Consider the following 21,438-nt stretch of genomic DNA (forward strand, 5'->3'; position numbering starts at 1 on the left):
ACACGCAATAGCAGTCTCAAGGCTTGGCCTTGTAATTGCGGACGGCGTTCAGGCTTTCGGCCAGCGTCGGCATTTCGATCGACAGATTGCTCGATTGCACCTGCTTCAGGAGAGCCTGCACGGTCTGCGTCTGCTTGGCGCGGGTATCGAAGTATTTCGCGATGCTGTCCTGCGCGGCAGCCATGTCGCTGCGGAATGCGCTTTCATTGCGCGACAGCAGCGCCAGGCGCGCATTCAGCAGGCGCAGCTTCAGGTTTTCACGCGCATAGTAGGCCTGTGTCGGCGACAGCAGCAGCGCATCCGAGCTTTCCACGCTGCGCACGCGGATCAGCTGGCGTACGTCGTTCCACATTTCGCTCGACCAGCTTTCCCAGCGAGCCTTCGTCCGCTGCCACCAGTCGTTCGTCTCGTTCGCGGTTGCAGCATCCGCCGCTACCGGCGTTTTGCCGTTCTTCGCGTGCTTCATCGACTGCGGCAACGGACGGTTCTTAGGCTCGGTCGCCGGCAACGCCGGGTGTTCGTCGGACAGCAGCGGCATGCGGTCGATCTGGCTGATGACGCTATCCAGACGCAACGCAATGCCGGTCAGGTCCAGATTGGGCAAAGCCTTCAGGCGTTCGATGTCATGTCCGATGGCGCGCCGGATATTGACGAACTGCGGCGTTTCGGCACGCGACAATTTTGCATCCGCGTTCTGCAAGGCGATCAGCGCGCCCTGCACGTTGCCGGCCAGTTGCAGTTGCTGGCTGGCGGTCGACAGCACCTGCTCGACTTCGGCCAGCGCCCAGTCGTCGCGTCGCTTGAACAGATCCTGATATAACTGTTCCAGCGCGAGCTGCTGGCTTTGCGCCTCGACCTGCTTGTTTTCCAGCACATTGACCTTGGCCTGCAGTTCGGTCACGGTTTCCTGGACCGACTTGGCGATGATGCGCGTTTCGTTGCTGACGTTGTCGCCGCTCTGCATGCGGCGCGCGACCTCGGCGCGGACTTCAGACAACTCGCGCTGCGCATACCATGCATAGGCCGCCAGCAAGGCCGCCAGCACGATCACGACGACGATAAGAAAACCCTGTCGGCCACCCTGCCCTTTTTTCTTTGCAGGTTTGGCATCGATGACGGTATGGGACGGAGCCGCGGCAGCCGGAATGGCTTGCGGCGCTGGGTCGGGAGAAGTCGGCATGTCATTCATGAAAGGGATTGTAACGCGGCTAACAAGCCGTCGTCGCCTGACGCGCTGCGAACGACATTGCGAAAACCCAGCGATTGCGCGGTTTCCGCGATGCGTACGTGCGATGCGATGATTCTTTGCTGTTGCATTTTTGCGACGGCCTCCCCTTTATTCTTCTCATCGAGTTGCGCGACCATCTGCGCCAGAAAACGCAGCGCCTCGGAACTGGTCACGATCCAGTCGTTCTGACCGTCGAGCAGCCGTTTCAGTTCGCGGCGCCGTTGTTCGGTGAATGCTGGCATCGCACGCCGATAGGCGGCGACCAGCGTCACGTGTGCGCCGGCGGCGCGCAAGGCGTCACCTAGCAGTTCGCGGCCGGCTTCGCCGCGCACGATCAGAATGTCCTTGCCATGCAGCGCAGGCAGATCCAGCGCTTCCAGCAAGGTTTGCGAATCGGTGCGCTCGCGATCGTGCGGGATGAAAATGGTGCTGTTGCCCGGCGTGATGCCGTGCCGTTCCAGCGCCGCCCGGCTGCCGTCGCCGACCACAGCCAGTTGCAGGCCATGCGGCCAGTCGGGACGCGCAGCGAACGCGGCGTCGATCGCATTCGGGCTGACGAAAGCGATCAATGCATAGCGATCGAGTTCGGCCAGTGCAGCACGCAGCGGCACCGTATCGGGTAGCGGCAGGATATCCAGCAACGGGAAAAGGACGGGCGTACGTCCGATCGCGGCGATGCGCTGCGCCAACGCATCGGCTTGCGCCGCCGGCCGCGTGACGACGACAGAGGGCAGATCAGGCATCTCCGACGGGTTCCGCCTTGCAGGCATCGAGGATCGCATGCGCGTCCTGCTGCTGCAGTTCCATCGCGATGCGCGTGCCCAGTTCTTCCGGTGCTGCAGCCGGCCCGGACAGGTCCGCACTGGCGACGCGCTTACCGTCCGGCGTGGCGATCATCGCGCGCAGCCGCATCGTTTCTCCGTCCAGCGTGGCGAAAGCCGCCAGCGGTACCTGGCAACTGCCGCCGAAATTGCGCGACACCGTGCGCTCCGCGCTGACGGTACGCGCGGTCGCTTCATGTTCCAGCGGTGCCAGCCATTGCTGCAAATCATCGCGATCAGCACGAACCTCGATCGCCATCGCGCCCTGGCCCGGCGCCGGCAGGCTTTGTTCCGGCGGCAGGATGGCGCGTATGCGCTGCTCCATGCCCAGCCGCTTCAGGCCGGCGGCGGCCAGGATGATCGCCGCATATTCGCCGCGGTCGAGGCGGCCGAGCCGCGTATCCAGATTGCCGCGCAACGGCCGCACGACCAGTTTAGGGAAGCGCGCGGCAATCAGCGACTGGCGGCGCAGGCTGCTGGTGCCGACCACCGCGCCGTCCGGCAATGCTTCCAGCGAATCGTAGTCGTTGGAGACGAAGGCATCGCGCGGGTCCTCGCGTTCCAGTACCGCCGCCAGGCTGAAACCGTCCGGCAGCGTCATCGGCACATCCTTCAGCGAATGCACGGCCAGGTCAGCGCGCCCGTCGGCGATCGCCGTTTCCAGTTCCTTGACGAACAGCCCCTTGCCGCCCACTTTCGACAGCGCGCGATCCAGGATCTGATCGCCGCGCGTCGTCATTCCGAGAATCTCCACCGTGCACTGCGGATATAATAGGGCCAGCTTTTCGCGCACATGCTCGGCCTGCCACATGGCAAGACGGCTTTCGCGCGAGGCGATGATTAATTTTTTCGGGGGTGGGAATTTCAACACGGCTTCTTTCGATTTTTCTGTCGGGAAGCTGGCGAGCCTGTAAATTGCAACCGCGCTCTACAGGTTCGGCAACTGTCGATGACGCCGCATAGCGGTCGTCTCCATCGCGGATTCACATCTAAGGTATTGCTGAAATTCTAGCATGCGCCCTTTCGGCGAAACGGCGCATCTCCCCTCGTTATCACCATCAACAAGCTGACTGTATTTCGACCATGGCAAAACAATCGAACACCCGACCGCGCGCGACTTCTTCCGACCGGAATGCCCCCGACCGCGACAAGGATGCACCGCTGAAGGAAGACATCCGCCTGCTGGGCCGCCTGCTCGGCGACGTGCTGCGCGACCAGGAAGGCGATGCCGTGTTCGAAGTGGTGGAAACCATTCGTCAGACCGCCGTGCGCTTCCGCCGCGAATCCGACGATCAGGCCGGTGCGCAGCTGAACCGCCTGCTGAAGAAGCTGGATCGCGAACAGACCATCACCGTGGTGCGCGCGTTCTCGTATTTCTCGCACCTGGCCAACATCGCCGAGGATCATCACCACAACCGCCGCCGCCGTGCGCATCTGCTGGCCGGCTCCACGCCGCAGGAAGGCAGCGTCGCCTTCGCACTGGAAAAACTGGACAAGGCCGGCGTCACTGGCGCTCAGGTGCGCGACTTCTTCAAGGATGCGCTGATCTCGCCGGTGCTGACCGCGCACCCGACCGAAGTGCAGCGCAAGAGCATCCTCGATTCGGAAAACGACATCGCCCGCCTGCTGGCGCAGCGCGACCTGCCGATGACGCCAAAGGAACGCGCAGACAATACGGAGCTGCTGCACACCCGCATCACGATGCTGTGGCAGACGCGTCTGCTGCGCTACTCGAAACTGTCGGTCAAGGACGAAGTCAACAATGCGCTGTCCTACTACCGCATCACCTTCCTGAACGAACTGCCGGGCATGTACGAAGACATCGCCGAGGAAGTGGCCGAGCAGTTCCCGCAACGCGCCAGCAGCAAGTCGAAGAACACGTTCTCGCCGTTCGTGCAGATGGGCAGCTGGATCGGCGGCGACCGCGACGGCAATCCGAACGTCAATGCCGACACCATGCGCTATGCGCTGTCGCGCCAGTCGACGACGGTGCTGGACTTCTATCTCGCCGAAGTACATGCGCTGGGTGCAGAGCTGTCGGTTTCCGGCTTCCTGGCCGGTGTCAGTCCGGAACTGCAGGCGCTGGCCGATGCATCGCCCGACCAGTCCGCGCACCGCACCGACGAACCTTATCGTCGCGCACTGATTTTCATCTACACGCGTCTGGCGGCTACCGCGCGCGCACGCGGTGCCGCCACGATCGCGCGCCGCGAGATCGGCTCGGCCGCGCCCTATGCATCGCCAGCCGAGTTCGCGCAAGACCTGCAGATCCTGATCGATTCGCTGAAATCCCACCATGGCGGAGCGCTGGCACGTCCGCGCCTGGCCAAGCTGCGCCGCGCAGCCGACATCTTCGGCTTCCACATGGCGACGCTGGACATGCGCCAAAGCTCCGACGTGCACGAGCGCGTGCTGACCGAGCTGTTCCGCTGCGCACAGGTGGAAACGAACTACGCCGCACTGACCGAAGAACAGAAAGTCGCACTGCTGCTGTCCGAACTCGACAAGCCGCGCCTGCTGTTCTCGCCCTACATCGACTATTCGGACGAAACCAATTCCGAACTGTCGATCATGCGCGCCGCGCACGACATTCGCAAAATGTACGGCTCGCGCGCGATCCGCAACTACATCATCTCGCACACGGAAACCGTTTCCGACATGCTGGAAGTGCTGCTACTGCAGCGCGAAACCGGCCTGCTGCGCAACGGCAGCAGCGACGACGATGTCGAGCTGATGGTGATTCCGCTGTTCGAAACCATCCCCGACCTGCGCCAGGCCGCCGTCATCATGGAACAGACGATGGCCATCCCGCAGGTACGCAAGCTGATCTCCAAGCAGGGCGACCTGCAGGAAGTCATGCTCGGCTATTCGGATTCCAACAAGGATGGCGGCTTCCTGACATCGAACTGGGAACTGTACAAGGCCGAGACTCACTTGGTCGAAGTGTTCAATCGTGCCGGCGTCAAGCTGCGCCTATTCCACGGCCGCGGCGGCACCGTCGGTCGCGGCGGCGGTCCGAGCTACGACGCGATCCTGGCGCAGCCGCCGGGCACCGTGAACGGCCAGATCCGCCTGACCGAGCAGGGCGAGATCATCGCGTCCAAATTCTCGAACCCTGAAATCGGCCGCCGCAATCTCGCGTTGCTGGTTGCCGCCACACTGGAAGCCAGCCTGATGCCGCATCCGTTCAACGGCCGGCATGCGAAGAAACTGGCCGAATTCGAAAACGTGATGAGCGAATTGTCCGAACTGGCCTATCACGCCTATCGCGATCTGGTCTATGAAACGCCGGGCTTCACCGATTACTTCTTCTCGGCCACGCCGATCGCCGAAATCGCCGAACTGAACATTGGCTCGCGTCCTGCATCGCGCAAGGCATCGCGCCGCATCGAAGACCTGCGCGCGATTCCATGGGGCTTCTCGTGGGGCCAGTGCCGTCTGCTGCTGCCGGGCTGGTACGGCTTCGGCGAAGCGATCGAGCAATGGCTGGCTGCCGACAACAACAAGCGTCATCGCGTCGCCATGCTGCGCGCGATGTTCAAGGAATGGCCGTTCTTCGCGACGCTGCTGTCGAACATGGACATGGTGCTGTCGAAGACAGACTTGGCCGTCGCTTCGCGCTATTCGGAAATGGTGCAGGATCGCCGCCTGCGCAACAGCATCTTCAAGCGCATCGTAGCCGAACACGAACGCGTGTCCGATGCCTTGACGCTGATCACGGGACGCAAGGAACGCCTGGCAAACAACCCGCTACTGGCGCGCTCGATCAAGAACCGCTTTGCCTATCTCGATCCGCTGAACCACCTGCAGGTCGAACTGATCAAGCGTCACCGCCTGTTGATGAAGGAAGGCAAGGTCGACGATCGTGTACGCCGCGGCATTCACCTGTCGATCAACGGCCTGGCGGCAGGTCTGCGCAATACCGGTTGATCGCGCATGATGCGCACATGACAAAAAAGGGAAGCCTCGGCTTCCCTTTTTATTTCAACCATCCCACCGACTAGCGCACCAGCGCCTTCACCGCCGGCCATTGGCGACGTGAAATCGGCAGGCGATCGTCGATGCCGCGCAACATCACCTGCCACGACTCCTGCGACTTGCCATCGCTCTCTTCTTCCGCATCCGCCATTTGCACGCCACGTTCGACGCCGACGATTGCATCGCGCGCGACCAGCGCATTGCGATGCACGCGGATGAACTGCGCGGCGAACTCCTGCTCCAGCGCGGACAAGGCGCTTTCGATCAGGTACTCGCGCTCGCGCGTGCGCAAGGTCACGTATTTCGCTTCTGCCTTCAGATACAGCACATCGGTCACCGGCACCAGCAGCAGGCGGCCGCGCTCCTGCACCGAAAAATGCCGGCGCGGCGCCTGCGATGTCGCAGCATCGGCGATCGCCTGTTTCTGCATCCCTGCGCTTTGCCGCAATGCGACGACGCGCCGGATGGCATCGGCCAGACGCGCCGCACGCACCGGCTTCATCAGGTAGTCCAGTGCATGCACTTCGAAGGCCTTCAGTGCATATTCGTCGTAAGCAGTCACGAAGACGATCGCCGGCGACGTTTCACGATGCTGCGCCAGATGCGCGGCCAGTTCAATGCCCGTCATGCCGGGCATCTGCACATCCAGCAACACTACGTCAGGCGACAGTTCCGCGATGCGATCCAGTGCCTGTTGTGCCTGCTCCGCCTCACCGACCAGCTGATGGGGGCATTCGGCCTCAATGTCGGACAGCAGTGTCGTCAGCCGCGCGCGCGCCGGCGCTTCGTCGTCGACGATCAGGATACGCGGGATCATGTGCCTGCCTTCCGGTACGGCAGCGACAGATGAACGGCAAACAAGCCGTTGCTGACGCCGGTGGTCAATTCGCCTTCGACGTCGTACAGCAAGGCGAGTCTTTCGCGGATGTTGTTCAAAGCCATGTGATTGCCGGTCGAGACGATATTTTCATGGAAGGGATTCGTGATCGCGATCTCGATACGGTCGCGCACGCGACGCACACCCACGCGCACCAGGGCGCGTTGCGGCGACGGCTCCACCCCGTAGTGGATCGCGTTCTCCAGCAGCGGCTGCAGCAGCAATGCCGGTACCGTCGCACGCTGCAGCGTATCGCCGGAAATTTCATCCATATTCCATTCGACCTGCAGGCGCTCGCCAAGACGCACCTTCTCGATCGACAGGTACTGCATGCCGATACGCACCTCGTTGCCCAGTGTCGTCACATCGCGTGCATCGCGCATCAGGATGCGGTACAGGTCGGCCAGATCTTCCAGCGTGGTTTCGGCGCGGCGCGGTTCGGTACGGATCAGCGACAGAACGGCATTCAGGCTGTTGAACAGGAAATGCGGCCGTATGCGTGCCTGCAATGCCTGCAGGCGCGCTTCCGCCAATGCCGGCGAAAACGCGCGCGTGCGCAATTCGAAATAATGTTGCAACACACCGCCGAATAGCGCCGCGCAGAGAATTCCTTCCGGCACGCCGACCCTGCTCAGGCTGACTGCAGCGCCGTTGTCGCTCAGCACGTAATGAATGATCAGCCCGGTGATGGCCGCTGGCACCAGCACACAGGCCAGCCGCTGCGCCCATGGCGGCACGGTGCGAATCAGCCGGCGCATGCCGCACAAGGCAAACAGCGATGTCAGGCAGGCCAGTTCGACCAGCATCGAGGCTTCGACAAAAGCCAGCATGCCCGCTTGCAGGCTGGCCGCCGATATCAGCATCGCCGCCAGTACTGCGCCGTTGACGAACAGCAGCGCCCTGACCATGATGCCGATATTGCAACAATCCGGAATTACCAGCTCGAGTGGCACATCGGGGGGAGATGCCAGTGTCGATGCGGCGCGTTCCGGCTGCTTGGGCTGGGCTTTCACGTCGTTTGCGAATTGGAGAAATGTGCGTGGAAGTGGATTACGTAATGCACATAATGCGTTACGTCCGACGTTACGTAATACGGTGGTTACGGTTGTTTTATAATCGCGTATTCCTCAGGATTCCATTATGACAGCACAACTCTCCAAGAAAAGCGAGGCCTGGTCGGCGCGTTTCAGCGAACCCGTATCCGATCTGGTCAAGCGCTACACCGCATCGGTCTTCTTCGACAAGCGTCTGGCCGACGTCGACATCCAGGGCTCGCTCGCGCATGCCGAGATGCTGGCGCATCAGAAAATCATCAGCCAGCAGGATCACGAAGCCATCCAGCGCGGCATGGCGCAGATTCGCGACGAGATCGCCTCCGGCAAGTTCGAATGGCTGCTGGATCTGGAAGACGTTCACCTGAACATCGAGAAGCGCCTGACCGAACTGGCAGGCGACGCCGGCAAGCGCCTGCACACCGGCCGCTCGCGCAACGATCAGGTCGCCACCGACATCCGCCTGTACATACGCGGCGCGATCGACGACATCGTCGGCCTGCTGCGCGAATTCCGTCTCGCACTGCTCGATCTGGCCGAGCAGCACGCCGATACCATCCTGCCCGGCTTCACGCACATGCAGGTGGCGCAGCCGATCACCTTCGGCCATCACATGCTGGCCTACGTCGAGATGTTCAGCCGCGATGCCGAACGCATGCTGGATTGCCGCAAGCGCGTCAACCGCCTGCCGCTGGGCGCCGCCGCGCTGGCCGGCACCACCTTCCCGATCGACCGTGAACGCGTGGCGAAGACGCTGGGTTTCGACGATGTCTGCCGCAATTCACTGGATGCCGTCTCCGACCGCGACTTCGCGATCGAATTCTGCGCCGCTGCCGCACTCGTGATGACGCACATCTCGCGCATGTCGGAAGAACTGGTGATCTGGATGAGCCCGCGCGTCGGCTTCATCGACATCGCCGACCGCTTCTGCACCGGTTCGTCGATCATGCCGCAGAAGAAGAATCCGGACGTGCCCGAACTCGCGCGCGGCAAGACCGGCCGCGTCAACGGCCACCTGATCGCGCTGCTGACGCTGATGAAAGGCCAGCCGCTGGCCTACAACAAGGACAATCAGGAAGACAAGGAACCGCTGTTCGATGCGGTCGACACCGTCGTCGATACGCTGCGCATCTTCGCCGACATGGCGCGCGGCATCACCGTGAAGCCGGAGGCGATGCGCGCCGCTGCGCTGCAAGGCTATGCGACAGCCACCGATCTGGCCGATTACCTGGTCAAGAAAGGCCTGCCGTTCCGCGATGCGCACGAAGCCGTCGCGCATGCAGTGCGCACCTGCGTCGATCGTGACTGCGATCTCGGCGACCTGAAACTGGACGAACTGCGCGCCTTCTCGACGCTGATCGAGCAGGACGTATTCGACGTGCTGACGCTGGAAGGTTCGGTCGCTGCACGTGATCACATCGGCGGCACCGCGCCGGCGCAGGTTCGCGCAGCGATCGCAAGGCATCGCGCCGCACTAGGTTAAACACATAAGCTGCACACCGATCCCGCCGCCGGCGGGATTTTTTTGCCTGCCATCCATGCACGTGTCGGCAGTTTCCGACAGCAGAATGCGAAGAAACGGAACGCCCAGCGGTGCTACGATCCTCTTCGGTAGCTGCTGCAGCCACATCCAGTCACATCACTCACGCGGAGGTCATGATGCAGGAGACGTTTCGCAAATTCTCGGTCAGGTGCGCCAATATGGTCGGCTCATCGTGGGCTTTCCTGCTGGCGCTCCTGGTGGTCGCCGCATGGCTGATCACCGGCCCCTTATTCCATTATTCCGATACCTGGCAATTGCTGATCAATACCGGCACGACGATCGTCACCTTCCTGATGGTTTTCCTGATCCAGAATGCACAGAACAGGGAAGCACAATGCACGCAATTGAAACTCGACGAACTGATCCGTGCCATTCACGGCGCGCGTACGCGTCTGGTCAATATGGAAGACCTGTCCGATGCCGATCTGCAAAAGCTGAAGGAAGAATTCAATCGTATCGGTCGTGCGACAGGACAGAAACCGCTGCCGCCCGAATGAAGCAAAAAAACAGGCATGAAAAAACCCGCAGGGCTTGCGCGCTGCGGGTCATACGGAAAACTGGAATCAGTCGTTTGTTCCGATGATTACTTGCGTCCGATCATGAAGTTCTGGATCGGCGCCTCGGCAACCGAGTACCACTGGTTCTGATCCTGGCGGAAACGCTTCCACGGTTCGTAGATTTTCTTGAACTTCGGATTCTTCGCCGCTTCTTCGTTCATCACGTCGGTCGCTGCCTTGTAGCAGGCTTCCATGATCGGTTTCGAGAAGGCACGCAGCTTGACGCCGTTTTTCAGCAAACGCGCCAATGCAGCCGGATTGCGTGCATCGTATTGCGCCTGCATCACGACGTGCGCGTCGTAAGAAGCCGCTTCGATGGCCGCCTGATAAGCCTTCGGCAGTTTTTCCCATTCCTTGATGCCGATGTAGAACGACAGTTGCAGGCTCGGCTCCCACCAGCCCGGCGTGTAGTAGAACGGTGCAACCTTGTTGAAACCGAGTTTTTCGTCGTCGTACGGACCGATCCATTCGGCCGCGTCGATCGTGCCCTTTTCCAGCGCCGGGTAGATATCACCGCCGGCGATCTGCTGCGGCACCAGACCGAGGCGTTGCATCACCGCGCCGGCAAAGCCGCCGATGCGCATCTTCAGGCCCTGCAGGTCATGGACTTCCTTGATCTCCTTGCGGAACCAGCCGCCCATCTGCGTGCCGGTATTGCCGCCGAGGAAGTTGACGACGCCGTAATCCTTGAAGAAGTCGCGGGTCAGTTCGCGTCCGCCGCCCTGGTCGAACCAGGCCGTCTGCTGGCGCGAAGTCAGGCCGAACGGCACGACCGCGTCGAACGCGAAGGTCGGGTCCTTGCCGTAGTAGTAGTAGGAAGCCGAATGTCCCATTTCGACGGTGCCCGCCTGCACGGCATCCAGCACCTGCAGCGCCGGCACGATCTCGCCGCCGGCGAACGGGCGGATATTGAATTTGCCGTCGGTCAGTTGCGATACGCGCTTGACGAAGGTATCTGCGGCACCGTAGATCGTGTCCAGCGATTTCGGGAAGCTCGATGCGAGACGCCAGTTGAGCGCCGGGTTGGACTGTGCAAAGGTCGGTGCGGCAATGGCGCCGGCCGATGCACCGACGGCCGCTTTCTTTAGGAATGAACGACGTTCCATTTTGTCTCCTGGTGGTTGGACAGCTCTTTTTGTCGCTTTGTATCGTGACATTCAATGCACGGCGGCATTGCATGCAACAGGCATTACCTTACTACGAAATCGCGATTCTTAACTACCGGCAACCACCATATTTTCGATCAGGATCGAGCCGGTCTGCTTGGTGCCGCGCACCAGTGTATCGGCGCCGATGGCCGCGATCTGCATGAACATGTCCTTCATGTTGCCGGCGATCGTGATTTCCTCCACCGGATACTGGATCACGCCCTTCTCGACCCAGAAACCCGATGCGCCGCGCGAATAGTCGCCGGTCACGTAATTGACGCCCTGCCCCATCAGTTCGGTCACCAGCAGGCCGGTATCGAGCTTCTTCAGCATCGCCTTGAAATCGTCGGCCTGCTGCGTCAGCGACGACGTGATCGACAGGTTGTGCGAGCCGCCTGCATTGCCGGTCGTCTTCATGCCAAGCTTGCGCGCCGAATAGGTGGACAGGAAATAGCCCTGCACGATGCCGTCGCGCACCACGTCACGCCGCGCCGTACGCACGCCTTCCTCGTCGAACGGTGCGGAACCGACCGCGCCGATCACATGCGGCTCTTCGACGATCTGCACGTGCGGTGCAAACGCCTGTTTGCCCAGCGAATCGAGCAGAAAGGTGGATTTGCGATACAGCGCGCCGCCCGACACCGCCTGCACGAAGGCGCCCAGCAGACCCGCTGCCAACGGCGCCTCGAACAGTACCGGGCACTTGCGCGTATCCAGCTTGCGTGCATTCAGCCGCGCCAGCGCACGTTCCGCCGCATAGCGGCCGATCGCTTCCGGGCTGGCCAGCTTCTTCGGATCGCGCATCGACGAATACCAGTCGTCGCGCTGCATGTTGTTGCCCTTGCCAGCGATCGGCGCAACCGAAATCGTGTGGCGCGAATACGGGTAACCACCGATGAAGCCGCGCGAATTGGCGGCGACGAAATGCGACTGCTGCGCATAGACGCCCGCGCCCTCGCTGTTGGTGATGCGCTTGTCGACGTTCAGGGCTGCGGCCTCACCACGGCGCGCCAGTTCGACTGCTTCCTCGGTCGAGATCAGCCACGGATGGCACAGCTGCAGATCGCGCGGCTGGCGTTCCAGCATGTCTTCGTCCGGCAGGCCGGCGCAATCGTCCTCGGCGGTAAAGCGTGCGATGTTGTAGGCGGCTTCGACGGTATCGCGCAGCGCCTGCGGCGAGAAATCGGACGTGCTGGCGTTGCCGCGGCGGATATGCCCCTCTGCGCCGAGATAGACGGTCACGCCCATCCCCTTGTCCTTGTTCTGCTCGATGGTTTCCACACTGCCCTTGCGCACGCTCACCGACAGGCCGTTGCCTTCGTTGATTTCCACCGCCGCGCCGGATGCACCCTTCTCCTTCGCATAACGCAATACGTCCTGCGCAAACTGCTTCAACTGGTCCTGGCTGTGGGTAAATACGGAGTCGCTCATCGGGTTCGTTTCTTCGGGAAAATCGCTAAAGCGGTTATCATAGCAGCCTGTCGTAAATTGGCTCGTCACCTCGAGAAAAACCCATCATGCCCAACGCCAACCGCGGCTCCGTCGGCTTCAGTTCGAACGAATTCGAACAGGAGTACGAACGCCCGTCCAAATCCGAACTGAAGCGCCAGATGACGGCGCTGCAAAAACTCGGCGAAGAACTGGTCGCCGAACCGCGCGATCGCCTCAAACGCGTGCCGATGCCGGAAGACGTACGCGACGCGATTCTCGAATGCCAGAAGATCAAGGATCACGAAGGACGCCGCCGCCAGCTGCAATATGTCGGCAAGGTCATGCGTTCGCTGGAAGAAGACGAGATTGCCGCAATCCGCAAGGTGCTCGACAGCTGGAAGGGTGCGTCGAAGGCCGAAACCGCGGCACTCCATGCGATCGAACGCCAGCGCGAGAAACTGCTGGCAGACGACAAGGTATTGACGCAACTGCTGCAGATACATCCGCAACTCGATGCACAGCAGCTGCGCACGCTGATCCGCAATGCGCGCAAGGAACAGGCCGAAAACAAGCCGCCCAAGGCCTACCGCGAAATCTTCCAGATCCTGAAGCAATTGCAAGCGCCGACCGCACAACCTACCGACGAGGACGACGATGCCGACGAAGAACAATCCTGATGAACTGAAAATCGGCCTGGTGTCGATTTCCGATCGCGCCTCCAGCGGCGTCTACCAGGATGAAGGCATTCCTGCGCTGCAGGCGTGGTTCACGGCCGCGCTGACCAGTCCATGGCAGGCCGTCACGCGTCTGGTCCCGGACGAAAAGCCGGCGATCCAACAGGCATTGATCGAACTAGTCGACAGCGAACGCTGCGATCTCGTCATCACCACCGGCGGCACCGGCCCGGCACGACGCGATGTGACGCCGGAAGCGACGCTGGCCGTCGGCACCAAGGAAATGCCGGGCTTCGGCGAGCAGATGCGGCAAGTCAGCCTGCATTTCGTGCCGACCGCGATCCTGTCGCGCCAGGTGACCGTGATCCGCGAAACCGCCGATCACGCAGCACTGATCATGAATCTGCCCGGCCAGCCGAAGTCGATCAAGGAAACGCTGGAAGGCCTGAAGGATGCCGACGGCAAACAACTGGTCGGCGGCATCTTCGCCGCCGTGCCCTACTGCATTGACCTGATCGGCGGTCCCTACGTCGAAACGAACGATGCCGTCTGCAAGGCATGGCGTCCCAAGCACGCGATCCGCGCAAAGCAATAACGTACGCAGCGATAAATAGCCCGCACCATTTTCCGAACCTATCGAAAGTCCCCGGCCGCCGTGCCGCTAACATCATGACTCTGAAAACCGTCGAACTGCAAACCTCACCGAATCCCGCCGTTTCCGTTATCTGGATGCATGGCCTAGGCGCCGATGGCAACGATTTCGTGCCCATCGTCAAGGAACTGGATCTGGCCGGCTGCCCTGGCATCCGCTTCGTCTTCCCGCATGCGCCCATGCTGCCCGTCACCATCAACGGTGGCCGCATGATGCCGGCATGGTTCGACATCTGGTCGACCGAATTCGGCCGCGACGACGATGAAAAAACGCTGCGCGATTCGCAGGCCGACATCAACGCGCTGATCGAACGCGAGAAGGAACGCGGCATCGCCGCTGACAAGATCCTGCTGGCCGGCTTCTCGCAAGGTTGCGCGATGACGCTGCAGACCGGCCTGCGCCACCCGGAAAAACTCGGCGGCTTCATCTGCCTGTCCGGCTATCTGCCGCTGGAAAATTCTTTCGAAGCCGAACGCAGCGAAGCGAACAAGGCCACGCCGATCTACTACGGGCATGGCCGCGGCGATCAGGTCATTCCGATCACGCGCGCGCAGCAATCGCTGGCGCTGCTGCAGAAACACGGTTACGACGTCGAATGGCACGAATACGACATGCCGCATTCGGTCTGCATGGAAGAGATCAATGACATCAGCAACTTCCTGCAGCGCATCCTGAAATAATCCTGCCGGCCTGCGGACGAGTCGCCGCAAATGGAAAGCACATAAAAAAGCACGCAACCGTTTCCGGTGCGTGCTTTTTTGTTGAGCAGCTGCGTCGTCTCAGGTTGCAAAATGCACAGAAACGATATCCGGGAGCCGCCGTGAATGGCGGTTCCTGAAATGACGAGCGGCAAGGCGGCCGCTCGCGCAAGCGTCAGACGCTCTTGGCGACGGACAGATTTTTCGCTGCGGACGAACCCGCGCCTACCTGGACGTCACCAGCCAGCTGGCCGCCTTCTTCGATTACCACGTTGCCGTAGCGGATCTTGCCCGAGACCTTGCCCGACGCGTAGATCACCAGTTTCTGACGCACCGTCAGGTCGCCGTCGAATTCGCCATGGATCTCGGCGATGTCGATGCCGGCCGAACCCTTGAACGAACCGTTCTTGGCGATCTGGATCACGCGCGAATCCATCGTCGCCTCGACGAAACCCTCGACAACCAGCGTATCGCAATCGGTGATTTCGACGCCCTTCAATTTGATGTTGGGTCCGACGATCAGTTTGCTGCCTACTTCATTGGTGGTCGATGTCGATTGCTGCTGTGCATTATTCAGGCCGCCCGACGACAGGGACGACGGTTTGTTGAAACTGTTGGCGCCAGCCGAACCGCCTGACGAATTCAATGACGAAGATGCGTGGGAGGAACCGAGTGGAGGATTGGGCGAATTGGCATCGCGCTTGCCAAAAAGCGTATCGGAACGAAGCATGAAGTCTCCTGAGTGATGTCGATGTGTCGCAATGACGAGATAAAGCAGATCGCGCGTGCCCTGCAAAATTGTGTCGGCCACGCAGAACCGCCACACCGGAAGACAGGATATGCACGCATCGATTTTTGCACCATGGAAATGCGATGCAGGCGTGATTTTCCAGAGGGAAAATCACGCGCAACGCAAACCTTCGCTTGGTGTAGCTAAGCATGCGAAAGTTCGCATTTGTTACATTTTTTGTAAAATTTGTTCTGCCTAAACTTTAAGCAAGACACAAACACATTTATGTAATCGTGCCGCCGGGAAAATTTTTATAGCTCGCAGCAGGAACGACTCGCACATCCCATGCTTGTGGCTTGACAAGCGATTACCGGCAGGTAATGCTGCGCGGGCATCAAAACAAGAATAATTCTCAGGGAGCTCGCATGATCGAACCGTCCGCTTCTGCCGTACCCGCATCCCCCTTTTCCGACGAACCGCAGCGTTTCACGTTCAGCGGCACCGGCAGCGAATATTTCCGCATCTGGATCGTCAACCTGCTGCTGTCCGTCGTCACGCTGGGGATCTATTCCGCGTGGGCCAAGGTGCGCCGCACCCGCTATTTCTACGGCAGCACACAGGTCGCCGGCAGCAGCTTCGAATACCACGGCAATGCGGTCGCCATCCTGAAGGGGCGCATCGTCGCCTTCGTCCTGATCGTGCTCTACAACATCGCTTTCGAGATTTCCGATCTGGTCGGCCTGCTGACGATCGCTGCATTGCTTGTCGTCGCACCGTGGCTGATCTGGCGCAGCCTGCAATTCAAGCTATACAACACCAGCTATCGCGGTATCCGTTTCGGCTTTCGCGGCGAAGCGAAGGGCATCTATACCGTCTTCCTGCTGTGGCCGGCGCTGGCGATGATCACGCTTTACCTGACCGCGCCCTTCGCGCACCAGCGCATCAAAAAATACCAGCACGAGCAAAGTCGCTTCGGCGCCACGCATTTCTCGTTCGACGGCACGGTCGGCCGCTTCTACATCGCCTACCTGATCGTGTTCGCGATCTGGCTGGCGGGCATCGTGGCCATTTCCGTGACACTCGGCGGCGCGCTGTTCGCCGCGATCGCCGGCGGACTCGATCGCGAATCCGCGTCGGGCGCAGGCAGCGTCACCATCTTCACCTTCCTGCTGGCGCTGTATGCGTGGATGTTCATCCTCATCCCCATCTTCGCCACACTGATCCAGAATCTGATCTGGAACCACACCCAGCTCGGCCCGCATCGTTTCACCAGCGAAATGAAATGGCCGCGCATGGCATTCATCGCCGTCACCAACATCATCGGCATCATTTGCACACTCGGCCTGTTCCTGCCGTTTGCGACGATCCGTGCGATGAAATACCGTGTCGAATCGATGACGCTGTTGCCCGACGGCAGTCTCGACCATTTCATCGCCGCCGAACAGGAACAGGTTTCCGCCACCGGCGAAGGCATGGCCGACCTGCTCGATTTCGACCTTTCGCTGTAATGATGGGATACACGTGACAACGGCAATCCCGGCGCTCTACTTCGACGGCAGGACGTCGCGTGCACATCACGTGACGCTGTCCGTCGAAAGCGGCATCGCAGTCATCGACGGCGATGCCCAGCGCAGCTGCCCGCTCGCGGAATTGCACGTTTCCGAACGCGTGCATCATGGGCCGCGCAAGGTGACCTTCCCGGACGATGCCTATCTGGAAATCCGGGACACGCAAGCCTTTGACGCGTTGCTGGCCGCCACCGGCCATCGCGATTCCGCCGTCGTGCGCATGCAGCAAAGCTGGCGCGGTGCACTGGCAGCTTTCGCCGCCACGGCCATCGTGCTGGTCCTGGCCTATCTGTACGGCCTGCCGCTGGCAGCCGAAGCCATCGCCAAGGTGCTTCCGGCCAGCACCGAGCAGGCAATCAGCCGCGGCATGCTGAGTTTCCTCGATCGCCGGCTCCTGGCACCGAGCAAGCTGCCGCCGGCACGCCAGGCTGCCATCGTCGCGCATTTCAAATCGCTGGTCGCACCGCAGGCCGGCGCCCCGGATTACACGATCGTCTTCCGCAAAAGCCGCATCGGGCCGAATGCCTTCGCTCTGCCGTCCGGCGAAATCGTGCTGACCGATGAATTGATTGCATTAATGGACAACGACGAACAGATCGCCGGCATCCTCGCACACGAACTGGGGCATCTGCACGAACGTCACCTGATGCGCCGCGTGGTGCAGAGTTCGGCCATCGGTGCTGCGGCTACCGCCATCTTCGGCGATGCATCGGCCATCGTCGCCAACATTCCGACGCTGCTGCTGGACATGAAATATTCGCGCGACGCAGAGCGCGAAGCGGACGACTACGCGATCGCGATGATGAAGAAGAACGGGATTCCGCTGACGCAACTGGTCGGCGGCTTCGAGAAACTCCAGAAAGCGGCCGGCAACGGCGACGAAATATCACCTTACCTGTCCTCGCATCCGCCGACCGATGAACGCATTGCGCATATCGAAAATGCGCGCTGAACTATCTTGTATCGCTCATTCGCGCATGCACAAAAAATCGCGACATAAAAAAACGCTGCCCTTGGGCAGCGTTTTTTTGTTGCGACCGATGATGCTTAGTCGCGTACCACTTTCTTGTATTCGTTGGTACGCGTATCGATTTCGATGACGTCGCCCTGATCGACGAACAGCGGCACCTGGACGATGTGCTGCTTGCCTTCGATGGCGTTCTCGATCTTGGCTTCCTTCAGCACGTTGCCCGAAGTGTTGCCCTTGACGGCCGGTTCCGAATAGATGATCTGACGCGCGATGATGGTCGGCAGTTCGACCGAGATCGCCTTGCCGTCGTAGAACACGGCTTCGCATTCCATGCCGTCCTTCAGGTAGTTCAGCGCCTCGCCGAGGTTTTCCTCTTCGATTTCGTACTGGTTGTACTCTTCATCCATGAAGACGTACAGCGGATCGGCGAAGTACGAGTAGGTGACCGGCTTCTTGTCGAGCACGACGACGTCGAACTTGTCGTCGCCGCGGAACACGTTTTCCAGCGGCGCGCTGGTCAGAAGATTCTTCATCTTCCACTTGTAGGTGAAACCGGTACGGCTGGAGCCGTTGACGTCGGAACGCAGCACGATAAACGGCTTGCCTTCCACCATGATGATGTTGCCAACGCGGACTTCTTTTGCGAATTTCATAGAAAGTGATCGTAAAAATGGGGTTGCATGAAGATCATCTGCCGCTACATGGCCAGATGACAGGCCTGCGACGGCGCCATCAGCCCGACGTCTGACCGGACGTAAATTAACCGCGCATTATACCTTGTTTTTGCCCGGCTCCGAGCGTAGAACGTCGGCAAATTTCAACAGATTCGTCGCCAGATCGCCGTTTGCCAGCACCTGCTGCAGCCAGTCCGCCGACCGTTTCTCCAGTTTCGGCATCGCGTCTTGAAAATTCGACCACAGTCGCGACCAATCGGCCGGCTCGGCAGCGGCGCCGTTCCAGTGCAGCCACAATGCGGAAAGATCTTCGATACCCGCCACATAACGCTGCAGGAAAGCACGCAGCTTCTTGTGATGCAAGTTTTCGTCCTGCGGATAGATATGCCAGACGAACGGCCGGCCGGCCCATTGCGCACGGACGAAGGAATCCTCGCCACGCACGAAGTTCAAATCGCAGGCCCACAGCAGGCGATCGTAATCCTGCTGCGAAACGAAAGGCAGCACGCGCACAGTCAGCGCACCGCGCGTGCGTGACGTCCCCGGTTTGCCGTCCATGCCGAGAAATTCATGCACCGCGTCCGTAGCCACACCTTCCGGCACCAGACAGGTGACTGGCGTATTGCCGTTTTGCCACGCATCGAACAACGCCGCGACCGGCGCATGCGGATAGCAGAACAGCGAAATCTTCAGCGCATGCTCTTCCTGCGCCGTCACGCCGAATCGTGCAAGAAACGCCTGTATGGCGGCGGCATCCGACTGGAAACGACGGCGTTGTTCTTCCAAATGTGCTTCGTGCAACAGGCCGCCCGTCTTGTCCGTGAAGCCGGGGAAGAAGAAATGTTTGGTCAGCGGCAGGCGTGGATGCATGGACGGCAATTGATGGCAACCTTCGACCCATTCTTCCGCCGTCAGCCCTTCCAGGTTCAGCCAGACCGGACGCGGCGTACATTGCGCCATGACTTCGATATAGCCAGGCGGAATGTCACAGGCAAAGAATTCGATGACGATATCGGCCACGTCGTCCGGAGCGAACACGTCCTGCTGGTCGCGCCAGTGACGCACCGCCACGCCAGCGACCTGCTGAACATCCGCCTCTGCCGCGATATCAGGACAGATCCGCCGGAAGCTGCGCAGATCGTCCACCCACAGCGTGACGGCGATGCCATGCTCGGCATGCAACTGCCGTGCAAGACGCCAGCAAATGCCGATGTCGCCATAGTTGTCGACGACCTTGCAGAACAGCGCGAGCGACGTCGCCTTCTTTTCAACCACCATCAGTGCGCGCCTCCCGCATCGACCGGCGCAGCCGACTTGCTCGGCTTGGTCAGCCAGACAAAACCGATCAGCACCACGAACAGGATTCCAGAAATCCAGAATATATCGGTCGCACCCAATGTGCTGGCCTGCACCGTCATCGTTCGCTCCACCACAGCCCAGGCTTCCTGTTGCGACATGCCGCGCGCCATCAGGCCGTTGACTGCCTGCGTGAACGCAAGATTGTGCGCGCCCGTGTATTCGGCCAGTTGTGCATGGTGCAGGATCGAGCGGTCGTCCCACATCGTCGAGATGATCGAGGTACCCATGCCGCCGAACATGATGCGCACGAAGTTCGACAAACCCGCCGCTGCCGGAATCTTCTCAGACGGCTGGCCGGACAGGATGATGGACGTCAGCGGAATGAAGAACATCGCCATCGCCGCACCCTGGATCACCGTCGGCACCATCAGCGTATAGAAATCGACGTTCTCGTTGAATTGCGCGCGCATGAAAAACACCACTGCGAAGATCAGGAAGGCCATTGTTGCGACGATGCGTGCATCGACCTTCGGCAGCATCTTGCCGACGATGGGCGACATGATGATCGCGAGAACGCCGACTGGCGCCATCACCTTGCCTGCTTCGGTCGCCGTGTAGCCAAGCTGCGTCTGCAGCCACAAGGGCAGGATCACGAGACTGCCGAAGAACAGGCCATAGCCGACCGAGATCGCCACCACGCCGCCGCTGAAATTGCGGCCGGCGAACAGCGACAGATCGACCACCGGATGCTTCTCGCCCAGTTCCCAGATCACGAAGTAGATGAAGGCGACGACGGCGATCACCGCCAGCGCAATCACGATACCGGAGTTGAACCAGTCGAGTTCCTTGCCTTTATCGAGCATGACTTGCAGCGAACCGACCCATATCACCAGCAGGCCCAGGCCAACCTTATCGATTGGCAGCTTGACCGTCTTGCCTTCGCGATGCTTGTAGATCGACCACGTGGCCCAGGCCGCAAACAGGCCGATCGGGATGTTGATGTAAAAGATCCACGGCCACGTGTAATTGTCCGAGATCCAGCCACCAAGCAGCGGCCCGGCGACCGGCGCGACCAGCGTGGTCATCCCCCAGAACGCCAGCGCCATCCCGCTCTTGGCCGGCGGATAGCTGGCCAGCAGCAAAGCCTGCGACAGCGGGATCATCGGACCTGCAACCGCGCCCTGCAGCACGCGCGCAGCGATCAGGATGCCGATGCTGGGCGCCAGTCCGCACAATGCCGATGCAATGATGAACAGGATGATCGACGACACGAACAGCTTCACCGGGCCGAAACGCATCGTCAGCCAGCCGGTCAGCGGTACCGAGATCGCATTCGACACCGCAAACGATGTGATGACCCACGTACCCTGCTGCGGCGACACGCCGAGGTCGCCGGAAATTGCCGGGATCGACACGTTGGCGATCGACGAATCGAGCACGTTCATGAACACTGCCAGCGACAGCGCCAGCGTGCCCAGTACCAGCGGCGTGCCGGAAAGCGGCGGCAAGCCGCCGGTTTTATTGGGTGTGGCGCTCAT

General features: G+C 60.7%; 19 protein-coding genes. 8 read left to right on the top strand and 11 right to left on the bottom strand.

Annotated elements, in window-relative coordinates; genetic code table 11:
* Positions 1 to 16 precede the first annotated feature (16 nt).
* The 3 genes from IEV40_RS02655 to hemC are packed head-to-tail and all read right to left on the bottom strand — an operon-like array spanning position 17 to position 2,917.
* A complete protein-coding gene (locus IEV40_RS02655) occupies positions 17 to 1,189 on the bottom strand; it encodes a uroporphyrinogen-III C-methyltransferase (protein ID WP_188419399.1) in 1,173 nt (390 codons plus the stop codon).
* Positions 1,186 to 1,971 carry a uroporphyrinogen-III synthase gene (locus tag IEV40_RS02660; RefSeq protein ID WP_188419400.1) on the bottom strand — a complete coding sequence of 262 codons (786 nt, stop codon included), beginning with the start codon at positions 1,969 to 1,971 and terminating at the stop codon, positions 1,186 to 1,188. The genes IEV40_RS02655 and IEV40_RS02660 overlap by 4 nt, the downstream gene beginning before the upstream one ends.
* Positions 1,964 to 2,917, bottom strand: a complete 954-nt coding sequence (gene hemC / locus IEV40_RS02665; protein WP_188419401.1) for a hydroxymethylbilane synthase — start codon at positions 2,915 to 2,917, stop codon at positions 1,964 to 1,966. Before hemC ends, IEV40_RS02660 begins: the two co-directional genes overlap by 8 nt.
* Positions 2,918 to 3,132: 215 nt before the next feature.
* On the opposite strand from hemC, the gene ppc reads away from it, so the two are divergent.
* On the top strand, positions 3,133 to 5,979 hold the full coding sequence (ppc, locus tag IEV40_RS02670; RefSeq protein WP_188419402.1) for a phosphoenolpyruvate carboxylase: 2,847 nt from the start codon (positions 3,133 to 3,135) through the stop codon (positions 5,977 to 5,979).
* Positions 5,980 to 6,049: 70 nt separating this feature from the next.
* Here ppc and IEV40_RS02675 read toward each other — a convergent pair whose 3' ends face one another.
* Both IEV40_RS02675 and IEV40_RS02680 read right to left on the bottom strand, forming a co-directional pair.
* Complete coding sequence (locus IEV40_RS02675; protein ID WP_188419403.1) at positions 6,050 to 6,844, bottom strand: LytR/AlgR family response regulator transcription factor; 795 nt, start codon at positions 6,842 to 6,844, stop codon at positions 6,050 to 6,052.
* On the bottom strand, positions 6,841 to 7,917 hold the full coding sequence (locus tag IEV40_RS02680; RefSeq protein WP_229723926.1) for a sensor histidine kinase: 1,077 nt from the start codon (positions 7,915 to 7,917) through the stop codon (positions 6,841 to 6,843). Before IEV40_RS02680 ends, IEV40_RS02675 begins: the two co-directional genes overlap by 4 nt.
* Before the next feature lie 127 nt (positions 7,918 to 8,044).
* On the opposite strand from IEV40_RS02680, the gene argH reads away from it, so the two are divergent.
* Both argH and IEV40_RS02690 read left to right on the top strand, forming a co-directional pair.
* On the top strand, positions 8,045 to 9,439 hold the full coding sequence (gene argH, locus IEV40_RS02685; RefSeq protein ID WP_188419404.1) for an argininosuccinate lyase: 1,395 nt from the start codon (positions 8,045 to 8,047) through the stop codon (positions 9,437 to 9,439).
* 218 nt (positions 9,440 to 9,657) lie between these two features.
* On the top strand, positions 9,658 to 9,996 hold the full coding sequence (locus IEV40_RS02690; protein WP_229723927.1) for a low affinity iron permease family protein: 339 nt from the start codon (positions 9,658 to 9,660) through the stop codon (positions 9,994 to 9,996).
* 86 nt (positions 9,997 to 10,082) lie between these two features.
* On the opposite strand, the gene IEV40_RS02695 is transcribed toward IEV40_RS02690, so the two are convergent.
* Both IEV40_RS02695 and pmbA read right to left on the bottom strand, forming a co-directional pair.
* On the bottom strand, positions 10,083 to 11,162 hold the full coding sequence (locus IEV40_RS02695; protein ID WP_188419405.1) for a TRAP transporter substrate-binding protein: 1,080 nt from the start codon (positions 11,160 to 11,162) through the stop codon (positions 10,083 to 10,085).
* A gap of 108 nt (positions 11,163 to 11,270) precedes the next feature.
* Positions 11,271 to 12,635: a metalloprotease PmbA gene (pmbA, locus tag IEV40_RS02700; protein ID WP_188419406.1), complete on the bottom strand. Its 1,365-nt coding sequence runs from the start codon at positions 12,633 to 12,635 to the stop codon at positions 11,271 to 11,273.
* 86 nt (positions 12,636 to 12,721) lie between these two features.
* Between pmbA and yjgA the strand changes: the two genes are divergently transcribed.
* The 3 genes from yjgA to IEV40_RS02715 all read left to right on the top strand — a co-directional run bounded on the left by yjgA (position 12,722) and on the right by IEV40_RS02715 (position 14,641).
* The gene (gene yjgA, locus IEV40_RS02705) at positions 12,722 to 13,312 is read left to right on the top strand and encodes a ribosome biogenesis factor YjgA (RefSeq protein WP_188419407.1); all 591 of its coding nucleotides are present in this window, start codon (positions 12,722 to 12,724) and stop codon (positions 13,310 to 13,312) included.
* The gene (gene mog / locus IEV40_RS02710) at positions 13,290 to 13,904 is read left to right on the top strand and encodes a molybdopterin adenylyltransferase (RefSeq protein ID WP_188419408.1); all 615 of its coding nucleotides are present in this window, start codon (positions 13,290 to 13,292) and stop codon (positions 13,902 to 13,904) included. The genes yjgA and mog overlap by 23 nt, the downstream gene beginning before the upstream one ends.
* A 74-nt stretch (positions 13,905 to 13,978) precedes the next feature.
* A complete protein-coding gene (locus IEV40_RS02715; RefSeq protein ID WP_188419409.1) occupies positions 13,979 to 14,641 on the top strand; it encodes an alpha/beta hydrolase in 663 nt (220 codons plus the stop codon).
* Between the two features lie 193 nt (positions 14,642 to 14,834).
* Here IEV40_RS02715 and IEV40_RS02720 read toward each other — a convergent pair whose 3' ends face one another.
* Positions 14,835 to 15,389 carry a bactofilin family protein gene (locus IEV40_RS02720; RefSeq protein WP_188419410.1) on the bottom strand — a complete coding sequence of 185 codons (555 nt, stop codon included), beginning with the start codon at positions 15,387 to 15,389 and terminating at the stop codon, positions 14,835 to 14,837.
* A gap of 425 nt (positions 15,390 to 15,814) precedes the next feature.
* Between IEV40_RS02720 and IEV40_RS02725 the strand changes: the two genes are divergently transcribed.
* Positions 15,815 to 16,897 carry a YjgN family protein gene (locus IEV40_RS02725; RefSeq protein WP_188419411.1) on the top strand — a complete coding sequence of 361 codons (1,083 nt, stop codon included), beginning with the start codon at positions 15,815 to 15,817 and terminating at the stop codon, positions 16,895 to 16,897.
* A 13-nt stretch (positions 16,898 to 16,910) separates the two neighbouring features.
* Entirely contained in the window at positions 16,911 to 17,909 is a 999-nt protein-coding gene (locus tag IEV40_RS02730; RefSeq protein WP_188419412.1) for a M48 family metallopeptidase, read from the top strand.
* A 95-nt stretch (positions 17,910 to 18,004) separates the two neighbouring features.
* Here IEV40_RS02730 and IEV40_RS02735 read toward each other — a convergent pair whose 3' ends face one another.
* The 3 genes from IEV40_RS02735 to IEV40_RS02745 form a co-directional block, all read right to left on the bottom strand.
* Positions 18,005 to 18,580 carry an elongation factor P gene (locus IEV40_RS02735; protein WP_188419413.1) on the bottom strand — a complete coding sequence of 192 codons (576 nt, stop codon included), beginning with the start codon at positions 18,578 to 18,580 and terminating at the stop codon, positions 18,005 to 18,007.
* Between the two features lie 117 nt (positions 18,581 to 18,697).
* Positions 18,698 to 19,879: an elongation factor P maturation arginine rhamnosyltransferase EarP gene (gene earP, locus IEV40_RS02740; protein ID WP_188419414.1), complete on the bottom strand. Its 1,182-nt coding sequence runs from the start codon at positions 19,877 to 19,879 to the stop codon at positions 18,698 to 18,700.
* Complete coding sequence (locus tag IEV40_RS02745; RefSeq protein WP_188419415.1) at positions 19,879 to 21,438, bottom strand: DHA2 family efflux MFS transporter permease subunit; 1,560 nt, start codon at positions 21,436 to 21,438, stop codon at positions 19,879 to 19,881. Before IEV40_RS02745 ends, earP begins: the two co-directional genes overlap by 1 nt.

The sequence above is a fragment of the Oxalicibacterium solurbis genome, assembly GCF_014635845.1.
In the GTDB taxonomy this organism is placed as follows: Bacteria; Pseudomonadota; Gammaproteobacteria; order Burkholderiales; family Burkholderiaceae_D; genus Oxalicibacterium; species Oxalicibacterium solurbis.

Excerpts from the sequence above, each read along its gene's own strand:
- pmbA (WP_188419406.1), bottom strand. The coding sequence starts at position 12,635 with ATGAGCGACTCCGTATTTACCCACAGCCAGGACCAGTTGAAGCAGTTT.
- IEV40_RS02675 (WP_188419403.1), bottom strand. The coding sequence starts at position 6,844 with ATGATCCCGCGTATCCTGATCGTCGACGACGAAGCGCCGGCGCGCGCG.
- IEV40_RS02735 (WP_188419413.1), bottom strand. The coding sequence starts at position 18,580 with ATGAAATTCGCAAAAGAAGTCCGCGTTGGCAACATCATCATGGTGGAA.
- IEV40_RS02655 (WP_188419399.1), bottom strand. The coding sequence starts at position 1,189 with ATGAATGACATGCCGACTTCTCCCGACCCAGCGCCGCAAGCCATTCCG.
- IEV40_RS02715 (WP_188419409.1), top strand. The coding sequence starts at position 13,979 with ATGACTCTGAAAACCGTCGAACTGCAAACCTCACCGAATCCCGCCGTT.
- ppc (WP_188419402.1), top strand. The coding sequence starts at position 3,133 with ATGGCAAAACAATCGAACACCCGACCGCGCGCGACTTCTTCCGACCGG.
- IEV40_RS02745 (WP_188419415.1), bottom strand. The coding sequence starts at position 21,438 with ATGAGCGCCACACCCAATAAAACCGGCGGCTTGCCGCCGCTTTCCGGC.
- IEV40_RS02720 (WP_188419410.1), bottom strand. The coding sequence starts at position 15,389 with ATGCTTCGTTCCGATACGCTTTTTGGCAAGCGCGATGCCAATTCGCCC.
- earP (WP_188419414.1), bottom strand. The coding sequence starts at position 19,879 with ATGGTGGTTGAAAAGAAGGCGACGTCGCTCGCGCTGTTCTGCAAGGTC.
- argH (WP_188419404.1), top strand. The coding sequence starts at position 8,045 with ATGACAGCACAACTCTCCAAGAAAAGCGAGGCCTGGTCGGCGCGTTTC.
- yjgA (WP_188419407.1), top strand. The coding sequence starts at position 12,722 with ATGCCCAACGCCAACCGCGGCTCCGTCGGCTTCAGTTCGAACGAATTC.
- IEV40_RS02690 (WP_229723927.1), top strand. The coding sequence starts at position 9,658 with ATGGTCGGCTCATCGTGGGCTTTCCTGCTGGCGCTCCTGGTGGTCGCC.
- IEV40_RS02725 (WP_188419411.1), top strand. The coding sequence starts at position 15,815 with ATGATCGAACCGTCCGCTTCTGCCGTACCCGCATCCCCCTTTTCCGAC.
- mog (WP_188419408.1), top strand. The coding sequence starts at position 13,290 with ATGCCGACGAAGAACAATCCTGATGAACTGAAAATCGGCCTGGTGTCG.
- IEV40_RS02660 (WP_188419400.1), bottom strand. The coding sequence starts at position 1,971 with ATGCCTGATCTGCCCTCTGTCGTCGTCACGCGGCCGGCGGCGCAAGCC.
- IEV40_RS02695 (WP_188419405.1), bottom strand. The coding sequence starts at position 11,162 with ATGGAACGTCGTTCATTCCTAAAGAAAGCGGCCGTCGGTGCATCGGCC.